The organism is Phormidesmis priestleyi ULC007 (assembly GCF_001895925.1).
GTDB lineage: Bacteria > Cyanobacteriota > Cyanobacteriia > Leptolyngbyales > Leptolyngbyaceae > Phormidesmis_A > Phormidesmis_A priestleyi_A.
Genome location: NZ_MPPI01000016.1, coordinates 49,112 through 64,512 on the forward strand (window position 1 = coordinate 49,112; position 15,401 = coordinate 64,512).

Consider the following 15,401-nt stretch of genomic DNA (forward strand, 5'->3'; position numbering starts at 1 on the left):
CCCAACTTTGGGGGACTTTAAGCCCAAAACTCTGATTCAAAGTCCCCCAGAATGGGGGATTTAGGGGGCAGAAGCCGCTGACAACGAAGCGAAAAACTCGTCGAACTGACATTTTTTATTTATAGAGAGATGATCTACAAAAAAATGACCCCCGCTCAAGGTGAAGGTCACTTAATTGATTCAAGTTCTTAATGAAGACTAGTAGAAATTGGCACATTTATGCAAGAACAAATGGTAGATGTGATTCGCGAGTTAATGAAAACGCAGGGAATGAGCATTCGCAAAATCTCTGCTGAAATTGCTAAAGAACATGGCGGAAGTGCCTTGGGTTACACTCAGCAAATCAGTCGCATCTTAAACGATCCGTCTTATGACCCAAACTTCTCAACGGTTGAGAAAATTCTAACCGCTCTGAAATGCTCTCTATGGCAAACCAATCAAACCACTGATCTCAAAATCGTAGAAACTCGATTAGATCAGTTAGGCGGCGATGTGGCAGAGATGAAATCGACGATCGCAGATCTCTCCTCAGCCTTGGCAGAAATTAGCGATCGATTAGACCTTTCTGATTAACTCGCTTGCATTTTGAGCAAGAGTGCTAAAATTTCCCCTATTGACCATTGCAGCCCTGATGAGAATTATTATTACGCCCCAAGAGCTTGAGCAATATCGAGCCGAACTTTTTGATCACGCGGCGGCTCTAGATGCCCTGAGAGTCATTGAAGACTGTGATGGCGATTTAGAAGACGCTGCGATCGCTCTAGCTATTCGCTCAGGGCAAGAGCCTGACACCAACGATCGCTGGATCGAAGGATTAGCAAAACGCTGGCGACATGTGCTTTGCCACGCTGATTTGCAGGAGAGTTTAGAAGATGGGCTAAGTGGAGCGGTTGTGGATGCGATCTCGGCAAGCACCGAAATTCCTGCTAAGTTGGTGACTCCCGTCGCGCTCTATGTTTTAAAGTCAGGAGTGCAAAACTTTTGTCAGCCTCTAGCAGAAAAGGTTTAAATCTTAGTTACAATCTCAGAAAATAGTTGCCTTCTACAATTTCGCCGCTACAATGAGTCACAAAACAGGGCGAAAATTCTGAGATGCGTCAGAGCGCTGCATCTCTAAGACTTTTGTGAGTGGTTTGAGGCGACTATGAAAAGAGAACTGAGACGAATCGAAGAGACACTGCACCAGATCGATCGCACCGCAACGGTGTTGGCTCCGAGCGATAATCCTGCTTCGACTCGTTCTGGCTCATCCGCTTCAGCGATTAAGTCAGTGTCTTTTGAATTGCAGCCCAAGACTGCAAAAGTCAGTTCTGCAAAAGTTGTTGCTTCGCCTCAACCTGCGACGATCGATGACTCTCAGATCGTTAGGCAGCTTGCTCCCGCCGTGACTGATCCGGCTCCAGCGATGCCAGCCCCGACCCTAGAGCCATTGAAAGTTTTTGTCCAACCTTTTTCGGTCGAAGAAACTGAGGCAAAAATTCCCAATCTGCCTAAACTCAAAGCACCTAGTTTTAGCAGCCATCGAAATGGGGCAAACCCAGCTCTAGCGACCAATCTGCTGATTGAAATTCAAACGATCGTGGAAGGGTGGCAAACTGAGTTACACCAGATTTTGCGGCAAATTCAAGATTTATATCTAGAAGGGCCGATCGTTGATGGCTGGCTAGAATCTCACTCCCGCGAACCAGAGGTTGACTCGTCGGTGTTGCGACACGCCGAAGTCGATCGGTTGATGGACTATGTTGAAGAAATTTGCTCGACTCAAGATCCCCAAAACCAGCCCGTCGCTTGTGAATCACCCCGCACTGGCTATCGGCTCTGTGGTCTTAACCCGGATGGACAGTTGTGGTCTTGTCCCTGCCCTTCTGAGCAAGTGGCAAGTCTAGGTCTGGCGATCGCTCGTCATCAAAAACTCCGCCAACTCTTAGGGCGCAAGCAAGACTTAGAAACGCGGCTCAATCATCTAGCGCAAACCCTTGTCGTTATGCACAGCCACCTCAAGGAATAACTCCACTTATTATTAATCCTTGTCAGATAAGGATTGGTATAAAGATAGTGCTTTGCCGGACTGATTGATGCGATCGCACATCGTTGATTAATTGGGTATTGCAGAATAGAGGGATGATTTGGGTAGGGGCAATCCCCCCGTGGTTGCCCGACCTCAGGGGTAGGCACGGGGGCGCTACCCCTACAACCATTTCATTCCTGATTCTGCAACACCGTTAATCACCCTAAAATTGTTCTAGCCCCAGAAACTGGGTTGAACTTTCGGCAGTCGCGGCTCTGCAACTACTAGAAATGACGCGCGCGTCGAACACTTCAATGCGACAGGTGCCAGTTGTGTTGTTCAGCACTCGCAGGTTGGCGGAAGAGGTGTAACTCCTGACGCGACCATCTAATGTAAAGCTATTGGGAACCGAACCATTGGTGCGTCGAATCACTGCACCCCGATATTGAACTCGCGCTCTAGGGGCATCCGTTCGTCCTCCTGGCTCTGTGAGTTCAAAGCCAAAATTATCTCGATCGATGGTCAGGACAGTCGTTGCAGTTCGTCCTCTCGTAAAAGCAGAACCCTGAGCCACTCCTCTGCCCTGGAAAGTTCCTTGCACAGCAGGAGGAGTTGGATTCCCTGGATTGGTGTTTTGAGAGAGATAGCGTAGAGTGCCCGACTCGCGATCGGTTCGATAAAAGATAGTCAATTGACCTGGGTTAGCTACCTCATACCGTTGAGCACCTTGTAATGCTTTCAGATATCGCGACTCCTGGGTCATGAGAGGCTCCTCACAAGCCTTAAACGTGGTGGCAAGCGGGCCAATCTTCAATTGATTACCCCGCGTTTGGAAGCCCCCATTAAAGCGATTGCATCCACCTGTACCCGTGACGCGATCGCCCGCAAAGTCTGCGGTTAAGTCAGTCGAGGGAACCATCGGAGTCGGAGCGCTTGATTCTGTCATGTTTGACAGTCGCCAATTTCCGATGATTAAGGAAGAGGATTGAGCCGTTTGAAAAGGCAGTTTTTTGGGGAAGGGCTGTGCCATTACGGGGCTTGCCGCCGTAACACCAACTGATCCAACTATCAGAGTGGCGATGCAACCCGCTAATGGTTGACTGTATGCAGTTTTATAGTTCATTTTGTACTCCAGATTAAAATTGTTCTAGCCCCAGAAACTGGGTTGAACTCTCGGCAGTCGCAGCTCTGCAACTACTAGAGAGCACGAGGGAGTTGAATACTTCAATCCGACAAGTGCCCGTTGTGTTGTTAAGCACTCGCAGGTTGGCAGAAGAGGTGTAACTCCTGACGCGACCGTCTAATGTAAAGCCGCCGGAGGTCGCACTGGTTGTTTTGTTTGTCTGCCGAATGATTGCACCCCGATATTGAACTCGTGCTCTGGGTGCATCCGTTCGTCCTCCTGGCTCTGCCAGTTCAAAGACAAAATTATCTCGGTCAATGGTCAGGACAGTCGTTGCAGTCCGTCCTCTCGTAAAAGCAGAACCCTGAGCCACTCCTCGGCCCTGGAAATTTGTTTGAACAGCAGGACGGGGTGAATTCCCTGGAGTTGCTTGTCCCACTATAGGGACATTAGAAGGGGCAAGTTTCGACTGAAATTTCTGGTCAGTGATTTGAGCATTCGCGCCGGAAAGCAACGATGACCCCAGGGCTGCTATGAGGGCCGTGACTCCAGTCAAACAACAAATCTGCTTAAACATCATGCATCTCCTCAATTATGGAATGGGGTTTTCTGTAAAAATTTTGCTGGGGTGATACCCATTAACATCACCTCAAATTAGACGGTACGATCGCTGCATTTGAGCCTGTAATTGTAATTTAATTCGGCAGTGCTTTTTACCACAAGCCGCTGACGATTTGAGAAGTGAAGCGTAAAAACTCCGACTCTTGAGCAGTTTTATAAAAGATCTGTAACCGCTGGTTACTCACCCTGAATAAAGGCTTGCAGTTCACCCTATGCACCGCAATGGTAGATCAATTCTCAACTTACTCTATAAAGATAAGAAACTTATAGGACGCACGAAGTTTGATCCCCAACCCGATTAGAAAGGGGATTTTCGGAATTAAGACCAGAATTTATGTAGGGGCATGGCACTGCCGTGCCTATTGACATTGCAAGTCACCGAGGGTGCGACCTCTACCTGATACTAAAGTGACTCAAGCCTCCTGCTGATAAGGTTTTTGAACGATTTCACAGTAGTCTTTTTGATTATTCATTGATCAATTTTACAGGCACTCAAAACCCTTATGGAGCAAAAGGTAATCGGTTTTTTCCAATGTATCGGATGGAGGTCGCACCCGTCACCGACATGATTTAATTCACGATCCTAAGTGTGATGACCACCGTTGACTTGAAGAACAGTGCCAGTGACGAAACTACTGGCGATCGGTGACAGCAAAAAACCGACTGCCCAAGCAACCTCTTCTGGTTTGCCGAAGCGCCGAAACGGAATCTCTGCCGTGATTTCTTCCTTGACTTTATCTGGAATTGCTCCAGTCATTTCAGTCTCGATAAATCCCGGTGCCACAGCATTGGCTCGGACTCCGTAGCGTGCCGCTTCTAATGCGAGAGATTTGGTCAGACCGATCGCGCCTGCTTTAGATGCGGCGTAGTTTGTCTGTCCAATGTTTCCTCGCTCACCCGAAATCGAACTGATACAGACGATCGAGCCTTCTCGTCGGTCATACATTTTGGGGATCACAGGTTTCAGCGTGTTGTAGATTCCCTTCAAGTTTGTATCGATGACCGCATCCCAATCATCGATCGCTAATTTAGGAAAAAAGTTATCACGCGTAATTCCAGCATTTGCAACAATTCCGTAAATCGGCCCTAATTTCTGTTCTACAACTTCTGCCATCAAGTCGGGATCGGTAACATCGGCTTGAATTGCCAGAACATCATTAGGAACACTTACTAACTAGCTTTTTTGTCTGCTGTCCCATCTTCTGCGTTGTTTGGAAGTAGTCATCCCAAAGTTACTTCTGGGTTTCAATGGTTAAACGTGCTGCCACCTGTTGAGCATTGATCACAGAATTGATCAGTTCTCGTTGAAAATTTAGAGTTTTATCTAAAGTTTCAGAAGAACTTACCTGAGTTGCCGCTTTAGGAAGGCTTTGAGTCCAGGTGTCAGCAAGCTTTTTCTGCGACTCCATCAGTTGCTCTTGGGACTCTTCCAGAGTTCTGTAAGTTTTTTCTGCGACTCATTAAGCTGTGCTTGAGAATCTGTAAAATAGTCACTAATAGCAACCATTGAACTTTCACCTCCAGTATTTAGCGTTTTTTGAGATGAATCTGCTTTGATTAATTTAGTTTGATCTTACAGAACGTTTCAATTAAAAACAAGATTCAGTCGATCGCAAATTGGGTAATGGTCTAGACCTGTAGTAGATCCGCGAAACTCTGCATCTCTATTAGGATTTACAGGTTACGCAGCACATGTCTAGAACATCACATCCACTGGGGCAAAATCGTCAGTGCTTACTTAAGCAACCCAACAAGAATATAACGAAATAAAAAAAACTTCAGAAATCCCAGGAATTGTATATTACTCTAATTTCAGATAATAAAGTTCCAGGAAGTCTGAATTAGCGTATCGCACTTGTGCTTTAGTGTACTAAGCTGACATAGTAAAGCAATTGCATTACAGACACAGTTGTCACTTCAAACAGGTCAATTTTCTGGCTCATGCTTCTTTCTTTGTAATTTACCGTACTTCGTTTTTTGCACTGGTTGAGTCTATGGTGAACAAGGTAGTTGTACAAAATCAATTACCCAGTCGATCACCTGACAATCCCAAACTGGAACGAGCCAGTGTGAAAAGTATCTTGTCCACCTAATCTATGTCCAAGGCGAAGGAGTCAACTGATGACTGTCTTTCTAATTACTGTAGTGGTGACTGCACTGAGTTTATTGATTATCTCTAAATTGCCCACTGGCGTTGAAATTGATAATCCATTCATTGCGCTGATTGCGGGTGCGATCATTGGGGTATTCAGTGGAATCTATAGTTTGTTTCCCACCTGGCTGAGGGCAATTCCAGCGGTTCTCAGTCTGGGCTTAATTCCTCTCATTGGCAGCATCATTGTTTTTGGTTTGTCTGCCTGGTTAGTAGAAGGGTTCCGATTGCGATGGGGCATTGGCAGCGCTATTCTGGGCGCGATCGCTCTAGCAATCGTCAACTCCATCCTGTTTTTCATTCTGCGTCAGATTGGCTTAGTGCCCGTTTGAGAGATCCGATCCCAAGTTTCAGATATGGGGTAATAGTTCAACTGCGATCGGACTTTCTATTGCAACATTGAACTTTACCCAAGCTGGTTCTAGTATTCATTTTGCATGTTCATCATCAGTGAGGATCGACTTATGGTATCCACCTTTCCGCGCCAACAACCTCAATTGACACCGATGAAAAGGTTGTCAGGCATTAAGCTTCTGAGTTCAAGCCTTCTTTTGGCTGTAGGAGCCAGCGTTGCTTTCAGCACCAGTGCCAGCGCGATCGAAACCGTCACCCTGGTATTCAACGAATCACGAGTCTCTGTTCCGTTCAGCGATTTCCAGAATTTTGTCAAAACGGGTGAAACGCAAAGGACAAATTTGCAAGAATTTTTTGCCAAGATCCCCAACACTTCACAGGCAACCCGCACAGTGCTAACCCGTGAGATTGCGATTACTCGCCCTTTTAGTGAGCGAAACTTCAACAATCCGATCGCTGACTTTGTGCTGCTTCAACTGAACAATGTCCTGACTTCCAGCACCGTGCCAGATAACCTAGAACCCTTGCGAACTGCACTGGTTGCTTCCCATAAAGACGACCAACGGATTTCCATGCTGGAAGTAATTGGAAATTATCCCGTGAATGAAGTTGTGGTGCAGCTTCCCCGTGTGGAACGAGCATATAACCGGGTGAGTGCGTTTATTGAGAGGGTGCAGCCAGCCCTAGAAACGGCAAAGCTATTTTTGCAAGACCTGGTGTGTGATTGCCCAACCGCTTCTACAAAATCAGATACGAAGTCAGAAGTCGGTAAACCTAATCAGGTTGCAAAAGACAGTTCTGCATCTTCGGTCAAGGCAGTGAAGTGCAAGTAAGTGTTTTGACATCAACTCCTAAGCCAACAACTGTCGAATTAGAAGGCACCGATCGTTAGTTGTTGTGACTTACACTCGCTCCCAATCCCTTATTTTAATAAAGTTTATGCTGTCTCCCCAGTTCTTTCAGCGATCACTCACTCAGGGTGTATCAAAGTTTGCGTGGCTTTGTGGTGGCTTGCTGCTAGGAGCCAATGTCGGAATATTGGGGAATGTGACTCCAACTCTGGCGGCTGAACGAGTGGTGATCACTTATGGCATCTTCCAGGAAACGTTCTTGGTTAAGGATATGACGACTTTTGCTGAAACAGGTGAGCTAAGTCGTCTACGGCAGTTTCAGCTAAGAGTTGCCAGAACAGATCCAGAAGTTCTGCGCGCATTTTTGAATAAGAAACTACGGGTAGATTTTCTATTTCTGGATAGAGCTTCAAACTCCCTGGTCGGAGAGTTTGTACTGTATCAAATGGGCAAGGTTATTTATAATCGCCACCGTGTTGCTCCCATTCAATCGCTAAGATCCTCTCTTGTTCTATCAGCCAGGGAAGACAACTACGTTTCTCTGCTGGAATTTCTGCAAAACTACCCGCTCCCGGTCGTGTACATAGACGGTAAAAAAATTGCCGAAGTTGGTCAAAAGGTTGGGAACACCCGCGAGAAGGTTGAAGGCTATCTAGAAGCAATGTCAGCCGTTGTTCAGCAGATTTTAAGTGAGCCACTTTGTAACTGCGAAGCTGGAGCGATCGAGGATAGCAGCACCCCAAGCAAGTAGTTTTCAATATGACTGTAGGGGTAGTGCCCCCGTGCCTACCCCAGACTCTGGGCAACCACGGGGGATTGCCCCTACAAATCCCTTGAAGAATCCAGAAATGGCTGAGTAGGCATTCCGATCGAATGGGTTGAAAAGCGAAACAAATCACCTGCGTTGAATCCCTGTTGAATTTCAGTTTGGCTTAACCCCACGGATGCAGAGGTAACATATAGGTCGGTCAGATCGGTGCCCCCAAACGCAACACTAGTGGGACACTGAACCGATACGCTGACGCGCAAAATTTCCTGCCCGGTTGGGTTGAAGCAAGCAACACACCAGCCATTCCAGAGAGCAGACCAGAGATTGCCTTGCTTGTCGATCGCGAGTCCATCCGGTTCTACGCCTTCATCAGTCAGGTTAATCAATACGCGGCGATCGCGAATGGCTCCCGTTTCTACCTCAAAGTCATAGGCATAAATTTTGTGTTGAGCAGAGTCGGTTAAATAAAACGTTGATTCATCGGGACTCCAGCCTGAGCCGTTGGAAATCGTTAGCCCGGTTTCCATGACGTGCAGTGAACCATCGAGATCATAGCGATAGAGCGCCGCCTGTCCTAGTGCTTCGCTGATCGAGCCGATCCAAAAGCGCCCCTGAGAATCACATTTACCGTCATTAAAACGGGTGTTGGGATGGGGAAATTCAATCTGGTAGAAGGGAACAATTTCGCCTGTTTGGGTGTTGAGAAACGCAAGACGATCGCGCAGAGCAATCAGTAATCGATCGTTGCCTGCTAGCGCGATCGCGCTCACCAAATCACCCACATCAAAGTAGCGATCGTTCCCAGTAGCGGGGTCAAACTGGTGGACTCGGTGATTATAAACATCAACCCAGAAAAGCTGTTGGTGAGCAGCATCCCACACAGGACATTCTCCCAGTCGGGCGCGGGCTGTGAGTACATTTTGAACTGACGACTGACTCATGAAACTGTTACCTATGCGAACTATTAACCTTTGACCCTCACTCTAAATCCCTCTCCCAGGGCGGGAGAGGGACTTTGAATCTTGCTCCCTTTCTCCCCAAGGAGAAGGAAGTTAGAGTTTCTAGTTCCCTCTCCTGGGGAAGAGGGCTAGAAGTGGCACCTTAATAAATCCACGTTCCTTAATACTTTGTCAGTTCTCCGGGCGTGACGGTATTCATCACTGTTTCTGGAGTAAAGTAGCCCAAAGCCTGGATAATCCGAGCAACACAGCCAGTCCATCCAGTCTGGTGACTGGCACCAATTCCTGCCCCGTTATCTCCGTTGAAATATTCGTAGAACAAAATCAGATCGCGCCAGTGAGGGTCTGTCTGAAACTTCTCGGCAGCACCATAGACCGGGCGGCGACCCGATTCATCCTTGAGGAAAATGCTCGCAATTCGTTCGCTGATTTGTTGGGTGACAGCAAACAGCGATAGGTGTTCACCCGACCCAGTGGGGTATTCAATGGTAAAGTCATCGCCGTAGTAGCTATAGAGTTGCAGCAGCGATCGGATTAACAATAAGTTGACAGGCATCCAAATGGGGCCGCGCCAGTTAGAATTGCCGCCGAACATACCTGAAGTAGAGTCACCCGGAACATATCCGACTTTGAACTCTTGCCCTTCGTGATAGTAGTAGGGGTTTTCTAAGTGATGGCGAGAAAGGGAGCGAATCCCATAATCGCTGAGGAACTCGGATTCATCCAGCATTCTGGAGAGAACGCGGCGCAATTTATCTTCGTTCAAGATAGACAGCATCAGCCGATTTCGCTGACCGGGTTTAATCGGTAGATGGGTATTTTGAGTTAACTCAGGATGACGCATAATGAACAGTTGTGCCCGTTCTTTGAGGCGCGGCAGCTTTTCAAAGGCTTCACTAGGGAAGACGGCAACTGCCATGAGTGACAACAAACCGACCAACGATCGCACCTTCAAGCGGGTAGAGTTGCCATCGGGCAAGCGCAGCACGTCGTAGAAGAAGCCATCTTCTTCGTCCCATAGTTCGTCTTGGTGGTCACCAATCCGATCCATAGCTCCCGCAATCCACATCGTGTGTTCAAAAAACTTGATGGCAAGGTCTTCGTAGATTGAATCGTGGAGTGCCAGCTCAATGGCAATCTGGAACATCCGCTGACTGAAGAACGCCATCCAGGCAGTGCCGTCTGCTTGTTCGAGATGCCCGCCCGTCGGTAAAGTCGAACTGCGATCGAACACGCTAATGTTATCCAGCCCCAGGAAGCCACCTTGAAACAAATTGTTGCCGCCTTCATCTTTGCGGTTGATCCACCAGGTGAAGTTGATCAGCAGTTTGGAAAAGGCGTATTTGAGGAATTCAGTATCCCCCCCACCGTTGTTCCGTTCGCGATCGCGGGTGTAAATTTCCCAGGCAGCAAACGCATGCACAGGCGGATTCACATCGCCAAAGTTCCATTCATAGGCAGGAATTTGACCGTTGGGATGCAGGTAATCTTCCCGCAGCATCAGCATCAGTTGATCTTTGGCAAAGTCGGGATCAATGAGACTAATCGGAATCACATGGAATGCTAGATCCCAGGCAGCATACCAGGGATATTCCCATTTATCTGGCATGGAAACGATATCGTCGTTATACATGTGAAACCAATCGCTGTTCCGCACGTGCTTCCGATTGCCGGGGGCTGACCAGGGAGTCACATTGCGCTCTCTCAGCCATTGATCCACGTCGTAGTAGAAGTATTGTTTCGTCCACATCATTCCAGCTAGTGCCTGCCGCATGACGTTGGCGCGATCGCGATCTGCCAAAACTGCTGGCGGAGTCACAGCCGCATAGAACTCATCTGCTTCCTTAAGACGCGCTGCAAACTGTTGATCAAAGTAGGCACTAAACGGATCACCGATCTGATCGGGAGCCTGTTTTGAAAGGCGCAATCGGATCACCTTCGTCTCTCCAGCCCCGACTGTGATTTCATAATGGGGCGAAACTTTGGTGCCAACATCGCTGGGATTAACGGCATCCTGCTGTCCATGCACAATTGCGTTGTTGATGCCATCTTTGACAAAAGGACTGGCATTCAGCGTCCCAGACAGCCGCTGATTGTTCGTCTCATTTTCTGTGAACAGCAGCGGAGCTACGCCATCGCAGTAGAAATAATAATCACTGATGTATTGATTCAGCAAGGTATCGTTAATATGGGCATGCACAACACTGTTACCAGTTCCTTCGATCTTCGTGAGTGCGGGCTTGGCTCCACCCACCGTCCAAGACCAAGTGTTACGAAACCACAAAGTTGGCAATACATGAATCGGAGCCGCTTCGGAACCCCGATTGGCAATGCTGATTTGAATCAAAACATCTTCAGCATCTGCTTTGGCATATTCCACAAACACGTCAAAATAGCGATCGTCGTCAAAGATGCCCGTATCTAGTAACTCATATTCCAATTCATAACGGTTGCGGTTGCGGTTGGTTTCAACCAAATCATCGTAAGGAAACTCAGCTTGAGGATATTTATAGAGGTACTTCATATACGAGTGAGTGGGCGTGCTGTCGATGTAGAAGTAGTACTCTTTCACATCTTCGCCGTGATTGCCCTCGCTGTTGGTCAATCCAAACAACCGCTCTTTAATAATGGGGTCTTTGCCATTCCAGAGTGCTACCGCAAAGCAGAGCAGGTTATGGCTGTCGGTGATCCCGCCCAGTCCGTCTTCGCCCCAGCGATAGGCCCGCGATCGCGCATGGTCGTGCGGGAAATAATTCCAGGCATTTCCGTCAGAACTGTAGTCTTCGCGCACCGTTCCCCACTGGCGTTCGCTGATATATGGCCCCCATTTATACCAATCGACTTCGCCAATGCGGGTTTTTTTAAGCCGTTGCTCTTCTGCGGTCATGGATGTCTCCTGAATATCTGACATTTGTATTAGAATTCAATCTAGGTGATGCTGCATTACATCCTATGCTGACCAGGCTTCTCGGAAGTCGGCGTAGAGCGTCAGCCCGCCATCAATGAATAGGGTTTGTCCAGTAATATAAGCGGCTTCATCTGATGCCAGAAAAGCAACCGCAGCCGCCATCTCATCAGAGGTTCCCGATCGTCCCATCGGGATATGACTCTCAACGATCGCTTTTTTTTCTAAATCGGTTGTCCAGCTTTCATTGATCGGTGTTTCGGTGGCTCCGGGCGCGATCGCATTCACTCGGATTCCCCGATTTGCATACTCCAAAGCTAGTGTTTTGGTTAAGCTTCCCATTCCCCCTTTGCTAATGGCGTAGCTGAGATACATCGGGCGAGGAATGACTTCGTGAACGCTAGAAACATTGATAATCACACCAGAACGCTGTTGTGCCAGTAGATGCTTGATGGTTTCTCGCGCACACAGATAAGCGCCTCGCAGATTAACCGCAATGACTTGATCAAACTGATCCGTTGGGACATCGTGCGAGACACCCTCTGTTTGAATTCCGGCACTGTTCACTAAAATGTCGAGGCTGCCAAATTTTTGAACCACAGAGTTCACAACACGAATAATGTCCTCTTCTTGAGAGACATCTCCCTGCACTAATAGGGATTGCACACTGCTCTCTTTCCCAGCTTCACGGGCACTTTGCAGGGCCATTTTTTCTGTGTGCTCCGCTTCCTCTAACTTCCGGCGGTAGTTGATCGCAATATTGCAGCCTTCTTGGGCAAGACGAATAGCGATCGCCTGTCCAATTCCAGAATTCGCACCCGTAATCAGGGCATTTTTACCTTTCAAATTTTTCATAGTGTCTTCCCAAAGAGACCCTAACTTCTTCACCCGGAAACATTAAGATACTTCAAGCTCTAAGGAAGAGGATAAGTAACTCAGTTATCTCAAGGGTTGCATCAAATTTCTGAAGACTTTGTTCCATTCGTTACGTATTTTCGATAATTGCCGCTTGCATCCCAAGTAATACGACTTTGCATTCAAAAAACAGCAGTTTCAAACCAGAAAATATGAGGAAGCCGTAACGATTCAGTTCGCCTTTTAAAGGGGTAGGGACGCATCATTGAGACATGCTAAACCTGATGAAAACTACTTATGTTACAAAATATGATTCGTTCTTTAGATTAGAACAAGAAAATATGAAACTGATATGAAAGGACGTTCGTATACACCCCAATATTCCTGATTTGACAGAGGATGGATGATGGATGATTCGGCATCCCGCCAAAAAAGTCGGCGTTGTTGCAGAATGAGGGGGTGAAATGACTGTAGGAGTAGATATATGGAGGGCAACCGCAGGGGGATTGCCCCTACAAGTCATCTCTTGTTTTTGTAGTTCGTTTTTCGCGCTTCTTTGAGAGTCGTGCCATCAACAACATAGGCACGATCGATGACCTCTGTTGCCGTCAAAAGGGGCACTGTAATGCGGTTGTTATCAATAGTGAGTGCGTTGTCGAGTATAATTCGCTCCCCTAGTTTGACTGGGGTTAGCACCTGCGCTTTTCCGTCAACATCCAGCACAGCAGCATCTTTTTTGCCATCGTTGTTGAGATCCCCAAAAGCAATCCATCCCTTCTAGTTCACAAGTTCGACAATGAACTTTCCATCTTCCCGTTGATAGCGCCCATTCTTTAGGGTGACAGGGTTGCATTTAGGGTTTGGGTCAAGACTCGTAGGCACTGTGAAAGTGCCATTTTGCAAAGTCTGCCAGCGATCGCACCAGGCTTTCTTGTCAAGAGTAAACACTTCACGGTTACATCAATACCGCAAAGTTAGTGCAATTCGATGATGATTGGAGAGCGCTCCATCGTCCACAATAGCGACGTTTCCTCCCTTCGCCAATACAGCTTCGATCACTTCATCCACGGCATCATCCATCACTTCGGTGCCGCCTGCCTGTTCTACTAACTCTAGATCGCCGTTTTCGGTTAGGATCGCCGGAATATGATAATTCTTTTCAACCAAAAGCAGTTTTCCTCGACCTTCTTGCGCCAACCGCCACGCTTCTTCGATCGTAGAAACAACCGCTTGAGCGCTCATCGCGTTATCTAATACTTGGAGTGCATCGACTCGCTGCGCCTCCCGAACAGTCTGCACGATTGACCACACCTCAGGGGTTATTTCGGAGATAGTTGCTTTGTCAAAGTTGCCGCCAAGAGTGCCTGCGATCGCTGGAGTATGTTGCGAAACTTCTTGAAAGAAGGAGACTTGACGAACCACTCCGCCAACAATCAGTGGCAGCGCCTCGTCCTGCATATAGAATGTCAACGCCCTGTCTACTTGCTGAAAAAATCGGCGATGCCTGTCGTCCATATAGCTAGAATCCGAATCATAGGGAAGCGCAGTAGTGGCTCCGGGACCGGTCATTTGCATCAGAAAGTTTTCATCGCTCACTTCCTCAAGAGTTTCTCCTGTTCCGGCTAACAAGCGAGTAGATGCCTGGCTCAACAGCAAAACCCAATAGCGCTGGGCCCGATGCATACCATAAACCAGATCGCGGGTTGCAAAGGTTTGATCAATCACAACCCGTGCAGGGACAGCAAACGGGAGATAATAGAGCTTGGCAAAGTCATGACCGACATAGAGTGCCAAACCATCTAGCGTGTGGGGATAGTCAATTTCGCCCACAAGGGTTTCGAGCTGTTTGAGTAACGGCTCTAACTCGCGGCTAGAAAATTCTTCGGCCAGCCGCCCTGTTGCCTCATCTACGAGATTTTTGACTCGAATGGGGTCTTGTTTGTTATCGGGCGATGTCCGATGGGTGGGCAACAAAATGGAAAGCGCAGGCACCTTGATCAAAGACTGTAATTGCTTCAGATCTTGACGAGTAATCATGAGTATTTCCTATCAAGTTTTAAGTGGTTATAGCAGTCTTACAGTAGTGAGGTATGCTGACCCTTTGGTTATCACGCTTTCCAGTTTTGCGTCTGGATCTGATCCGATCGGTATCCTGATTAAGGACAACTCACCCTCGATTTCATTTGGGCTTCAGCCGCTTGCACTGCCGCAACTTTAGGAGTAACCATCGCATTCGCTTGACTGAGCGTTGCGTTATCAGGCATCCCTGTAATTGCTGTGTCCAGGTTCGCGTACGCCTTATCTAAATCGGCAATTTTTGAATCTTGGACAGTTGCAGCCGTGGCTTTAACAGCACTGTACGCTGTTTTAACCTGATCTCGCGCCTTTCTAAAATCACCGACTGTGGAACTAGGACTCATGCTTTTGAGAGCGGCGACTGCTGTGTCGAATCGCGCCAAATCGGTACAGAGTTGAGCTTTATTGTCTTGAGTTGATACGGTGGATTGGGTTGGTTGGGGTGATTGGGTTGAAGAGCCACCCGTGCAGCTTACTAGTAAAAGCAGTGGTAGTGCAGCCAGAAAGAAATTAGACACACGATTAGAAATCATAGAAAACCTCGGTTTCTGAAACAAAGTGGACAAACAGCGAATCTTTGGAAAGCTAGTATAGCGGATTATAGTCAACAATTATATGAAACTAATAGGAATGTAGATAGGTATCTCAACGTTAAGTTAGCAGGCGACTAAAAGTAGCAGGAACAATCTTGCCAAGATCCACCACTATAGCTTCTGAGCAGAAGCAGG

17 protein-coding genes are annotated in these 15,401 nt (G+C 47.6%); 6 read left to right on the forward strand and 11 right to left on the reverse strand.

All coding sequences use genetic code 11. The features are described from left to right. The first annotated feature begins 219 nt into the window (after positions 1–219). The 3 genes from BRW63_RS15080 to BRW63_RS15090 all read left to right on the forward strand — a co-directional run bounded on the left by BRW63_RS15080 (position 220) and on the right by BRW63_RS15090 (position 2,008). Positions 220–573, forward strand: coding sequence for a helix-turn-helix domain-containing protein (locus BRW63_RS15080; protein ID WP_073072468.1), 354 nt, complete (start codon positions 220–222; stop codon positions 571–573). Between the two features lie 58 nt (positions 574–631). After that, positions 632–1,009 carry a hypothetical protein gene (locus tag BRW63_RS15085; RefSeq protein WP_073072532.1) on the forward strand — a complete coding sequence of 126 codons (378 nt, stop codon included), beginning with the start codon at positions 632–634 and terminating at the stop codon, positions 1,007–1,009. A 135-nt stretch (positions 1,010–1,144) separates the two neighbouring features. Further along, complete coding sequence (locus BRW63_RS15090) at positions 1,145–2,008, forward strand: hypothetical protein (protein ID WP_073072470.1); 864 nt, start codon at positions 1,145–1,147, stop codon at positions 2,006–2,008. A 223-nt stretch (positions 2,009–2,231) separates the two neighbouring features. Here the strand turns inward: BRW63_RS15090 and BRW63_RS27700 are convergent, their stop codons facing one another. From BRW63_RS27700 to BRW63_RS28315, 4 genes are all read right to left on the reverse strand, one after another. Beyond that, complete coding sequence (locus BRW63_RS27700) at positions 2,232–3,131, reverse strand: META domain-containing protein (protein ID WP_106254045.1); 900 nt, start codon at positions 3,129–3,131, stop codon at positions 2,232–2,234. A gap of 13 nt (positions 3,132–3,144) precedes the next feature. Then, positions 3,145–3,708, reverse strand: a complete 564-nt coding sequence (locus BRW63_RS15100) for a hypothetical protein (RefSeq protein WP_073072472.1) — start codon at positions 3,706–3,708, stop codon at positions 3,145–3,147. A 627-nt stretch (positions 3,709–4,335) separates the two neighbouring features. Beyond that, complete coding sequence (locus BRW63_RS15105) at positions 4,336–4,902, reverse strand: SDR family oxidoreductase (RefSeq protein WP_083582969.1); 567 nt, start codon at positions 4,900–4,902, stop codon at positions 4,336–4,338. 82 nt (positions 4,903–4,984) lie between these two features. Further along, entirely contained in the window at positions 4,985–5,161 is a 177-nt protein-coding gene (locus BRW63_RS28315) for a hypothetical protein (protein ID WP_181314404.1), read from the reverse strand. Positions 5,162–5,873: 712 nt separating this feature from the next. On the opposite strand from BRW63_RS28315, the gene BRW63_RS15110 reads away from it, so the two are divergent. The 3 genes from BRW63_RS15110 (at position 5,874) to BRW63_RS15120 (ending at position 7,860) form a co-directional block, all read left to right on the forward strand. Continuing rightward, on the forward strand, positions 5,874–6,236 hold the full coding sequence (locus tag BRW63_RS15110; protein WP_073072473.1) for a phage holin family protein: 363 nt from the start codon (positions 5,874–5,876) through the stop codon (positions 6,234–6,236). A 132-nt stretch (positions 6,237–6,368) separates the two neighbouring features. Then, positions 6,369–7,091 (forward strand): alpha/beta hydrolase, encoded by a 723-nt coding sequence (locus BRW63_RS15115; protein ID WP_181314405.1) that lies wholly within the window; start codon positions 6,369–6,371, stop codon positions 7,089–7,091. Between the two features lie 106 nt (positions 7,092–7,197). After that, positions 7,198–7,860: an alpha/beta hydrolase gene (locus BRW63_RS15120; protein ID WP_106254047.1), complete on the forward strand. Its 663-nt coding sequence runs from the start codon at positions 7,198–7,200 to the stop codon at positions 7,858–7,860. Between the two features lie 71 nt (positions 7,861–7,931). On the opposite strand, the gene BRW63_RS15125 is transcribed toward BRW63_RS15120, so the two are convergent. From BRW63_RS15125 to BRW63_RS15150, 7 genes are all read right to left on the reverse strand, one after another. Further along, the gene (locus tag BRW63_RS15125; RefSeq protein ID WP_073072479.1) at positions 7,932–8,819 is read right to left on the reverse strand and encodes an SMP-30/gluconolactonase/LRE family protein; all 888 of its coding nucleotides are present in this window, start codon (positions 8,817–8,819) and stop codon (positions 7,932–7,934) included. A gap of 178 nt (positions 8,820–8,997) precedes the next feature. Continuing rightward, positions 8,998–11,748, reverse strand: coding sequence for an MGH1-like glycoside hydrolase domain-containing protein (locus BRW63_RS15130; RefSeq protein ID WP_280523183.1), 2,751 nt, complete (start codon positions 11,746–11,748; stop codon positions 8,998–9,000). Positions 11,749–11,787: 39 nt separating this feature from the next. Continuing rightward, a complete protein-coding gene (locus tag BRW63_RS15135; protein WP_073072482.1) occupies positions 11,788–12,597 on the reverse strand; it encodes a glucose 1-dehydrogenase in 810 nt (269 codons plus the stop codon). A 519-nt stretch (positions 12,598–13,116) separates the two neighbouring features. After that, positions 13,117–13,320, reverse strand: coding sequence for a hypothetical protein (locus tag BRW63_RS15140; protein ID WP_073072484.1), 204 nt, complete (start codon positions 13,318–13,320; stop codon positions 13,117–13,119). Between the two features lie 54 nt (positions 13,321–13,374). Further along, a complete protein-coding gene (locus BRW63_RS28320; RefSeq protein WP_181314406.1) occupies positions 13,375–13,545 on the reverse strand; it encodes a hypothetical protein in 171 nt (56 codons plus the stop codon). 12 nt (positions 13,546–13,557) lie between these two features. Continuing rightward, positions 13,558–14,634 (reverse strand): AOC03_06830 family ribosome hibernation factor, encoded by a 1,077-nt coding sequence (locus BRW63_RS15145; RefSeq protein WP_073072485.1) that lies wholly within the window; start codon positions 14,632–14,634, stop codon positions 13,558–13,560. A 119-nt stretch (positions 14,635–14,753) separates the two neighbouring features. Continuing rightward, positions 14,754–15,206, reverse strand: a complete 453-nt coding sequence (locus tag BRW63_RS15150; protein WP_073072486.1) for a hypothetical protein — start codon at positions 15,204–15,206, stop codon at positions 14,754–14,756. Between the last annotated feature and the right edge of the window lie 195 nt (positions 15,207–15,401).

What these genes read in the sequence shown, in the direction of transcription:
- BRW63_RS15080 (WP_073072468.1), top strand. Translation starts at nt 220, where the DNA reads ATGCAAGAACAAATGGTAGATGTGATTCGCGAGTTAATGAAAACGCAG.
- BRW63_RS15085 (WP_073072532.1), top strand. Translation starts at nt 632, where the DNA reads ATGAGAATTATTATTACGCCCCAAGAGCTTGAGCAATATCGAGCCGAA.
- BRW63_RS15090 (WP_073072470.1), top strand. Translation starts at nt 1,145, where the DNA reads ATGAAAAGAGAACTGAGACGAATCGAAGAGACACTGCACCAGATCGAT.
- BRW63_RS27700 (WP_106254045.1), bottom strand. Translation starts at nt 3,131, where the DNA reads ATGAACTATAAAACTGCATACAGTCAACCATTAGCGGGTTGCATCGCC.
- BRW63_RS15100 (WP_073072472.1), bottom strand. Translation starts at nt 3,708, where the DNA reads ATGTTTAAGCAGATTTGTTGTTTGACTGGAGTCACGGCCCTCATAGCA.
- BRW63_RS28315 (WP_181314404.1), bottom strand. Translation starts at nt 5,161, where the DNA reads ATGGAGTCGCAGAAAAAGCTTGCTGACACCTGGACTCAAAGCCTTCCT.
- BRW63_RS15110 (WP_073072473.1), top strand. Translation starts at nt 5,874, where the DNA reads ATGACTGTCTTTCTAATTACTGTAGTGGTGACTGCACTGAGTTTATTG.
- BRW63_RS15115 (WP_181314405.1), top strand. Translation starts at nt 6,369, where the DNA reads ATGGTATCCACCTTTCCGCGCCAACAACCTCAATTGACACCGATGAAA.
- BRW63_RS15120 (WP_106254047.1), top strand. Translation starts at nt 7,198, where the DNA reads ATGCTGTCTCCCCAGTTCTTTCAGCGATCACTCACTCAGGGTGTATCA.
- BRW63_RS15125 (WP_073072479.1), bottom strand. Translation starts at nt 8,819, where the DNA reads ATGAGTCAGTCGTCAGTTCAAAATGTACTCACAGCCCGCGCCCGACTG.
- BRW63_RS15130 (WP_280523183.1), bottom strand. Translation starts at nt 11,748, where the DNA reads ATGTCAGATATTCAGGAGACATCCATGACCGCAGAAGAGCAACGGCTT.
- BRW63_RS15135 (WP_073072482.1), bottom strand. Translation starts at nt 12,597, where the DNA reads ATGAAAAATTTGAAAGGTAAAAATGCCCTGATTACGGGTGCGAATTCT.
- BRW63_RS15145 (WP_073072485.1), bottom strand. Translation starts at nt 14,634, where the DNA reads ATGATTACTCGTCAAGATCTGAAGCAATTACAGTCTTTGATCAAGGTG.
- BRW63_RS15150 (WP_073072486.1), bottom strand. Translation starts at nt 15,206, where the DNA reads ATGATTTCTAATCGTGTGTCTAATTTCTTTCTGGCTGCACTACCACTG.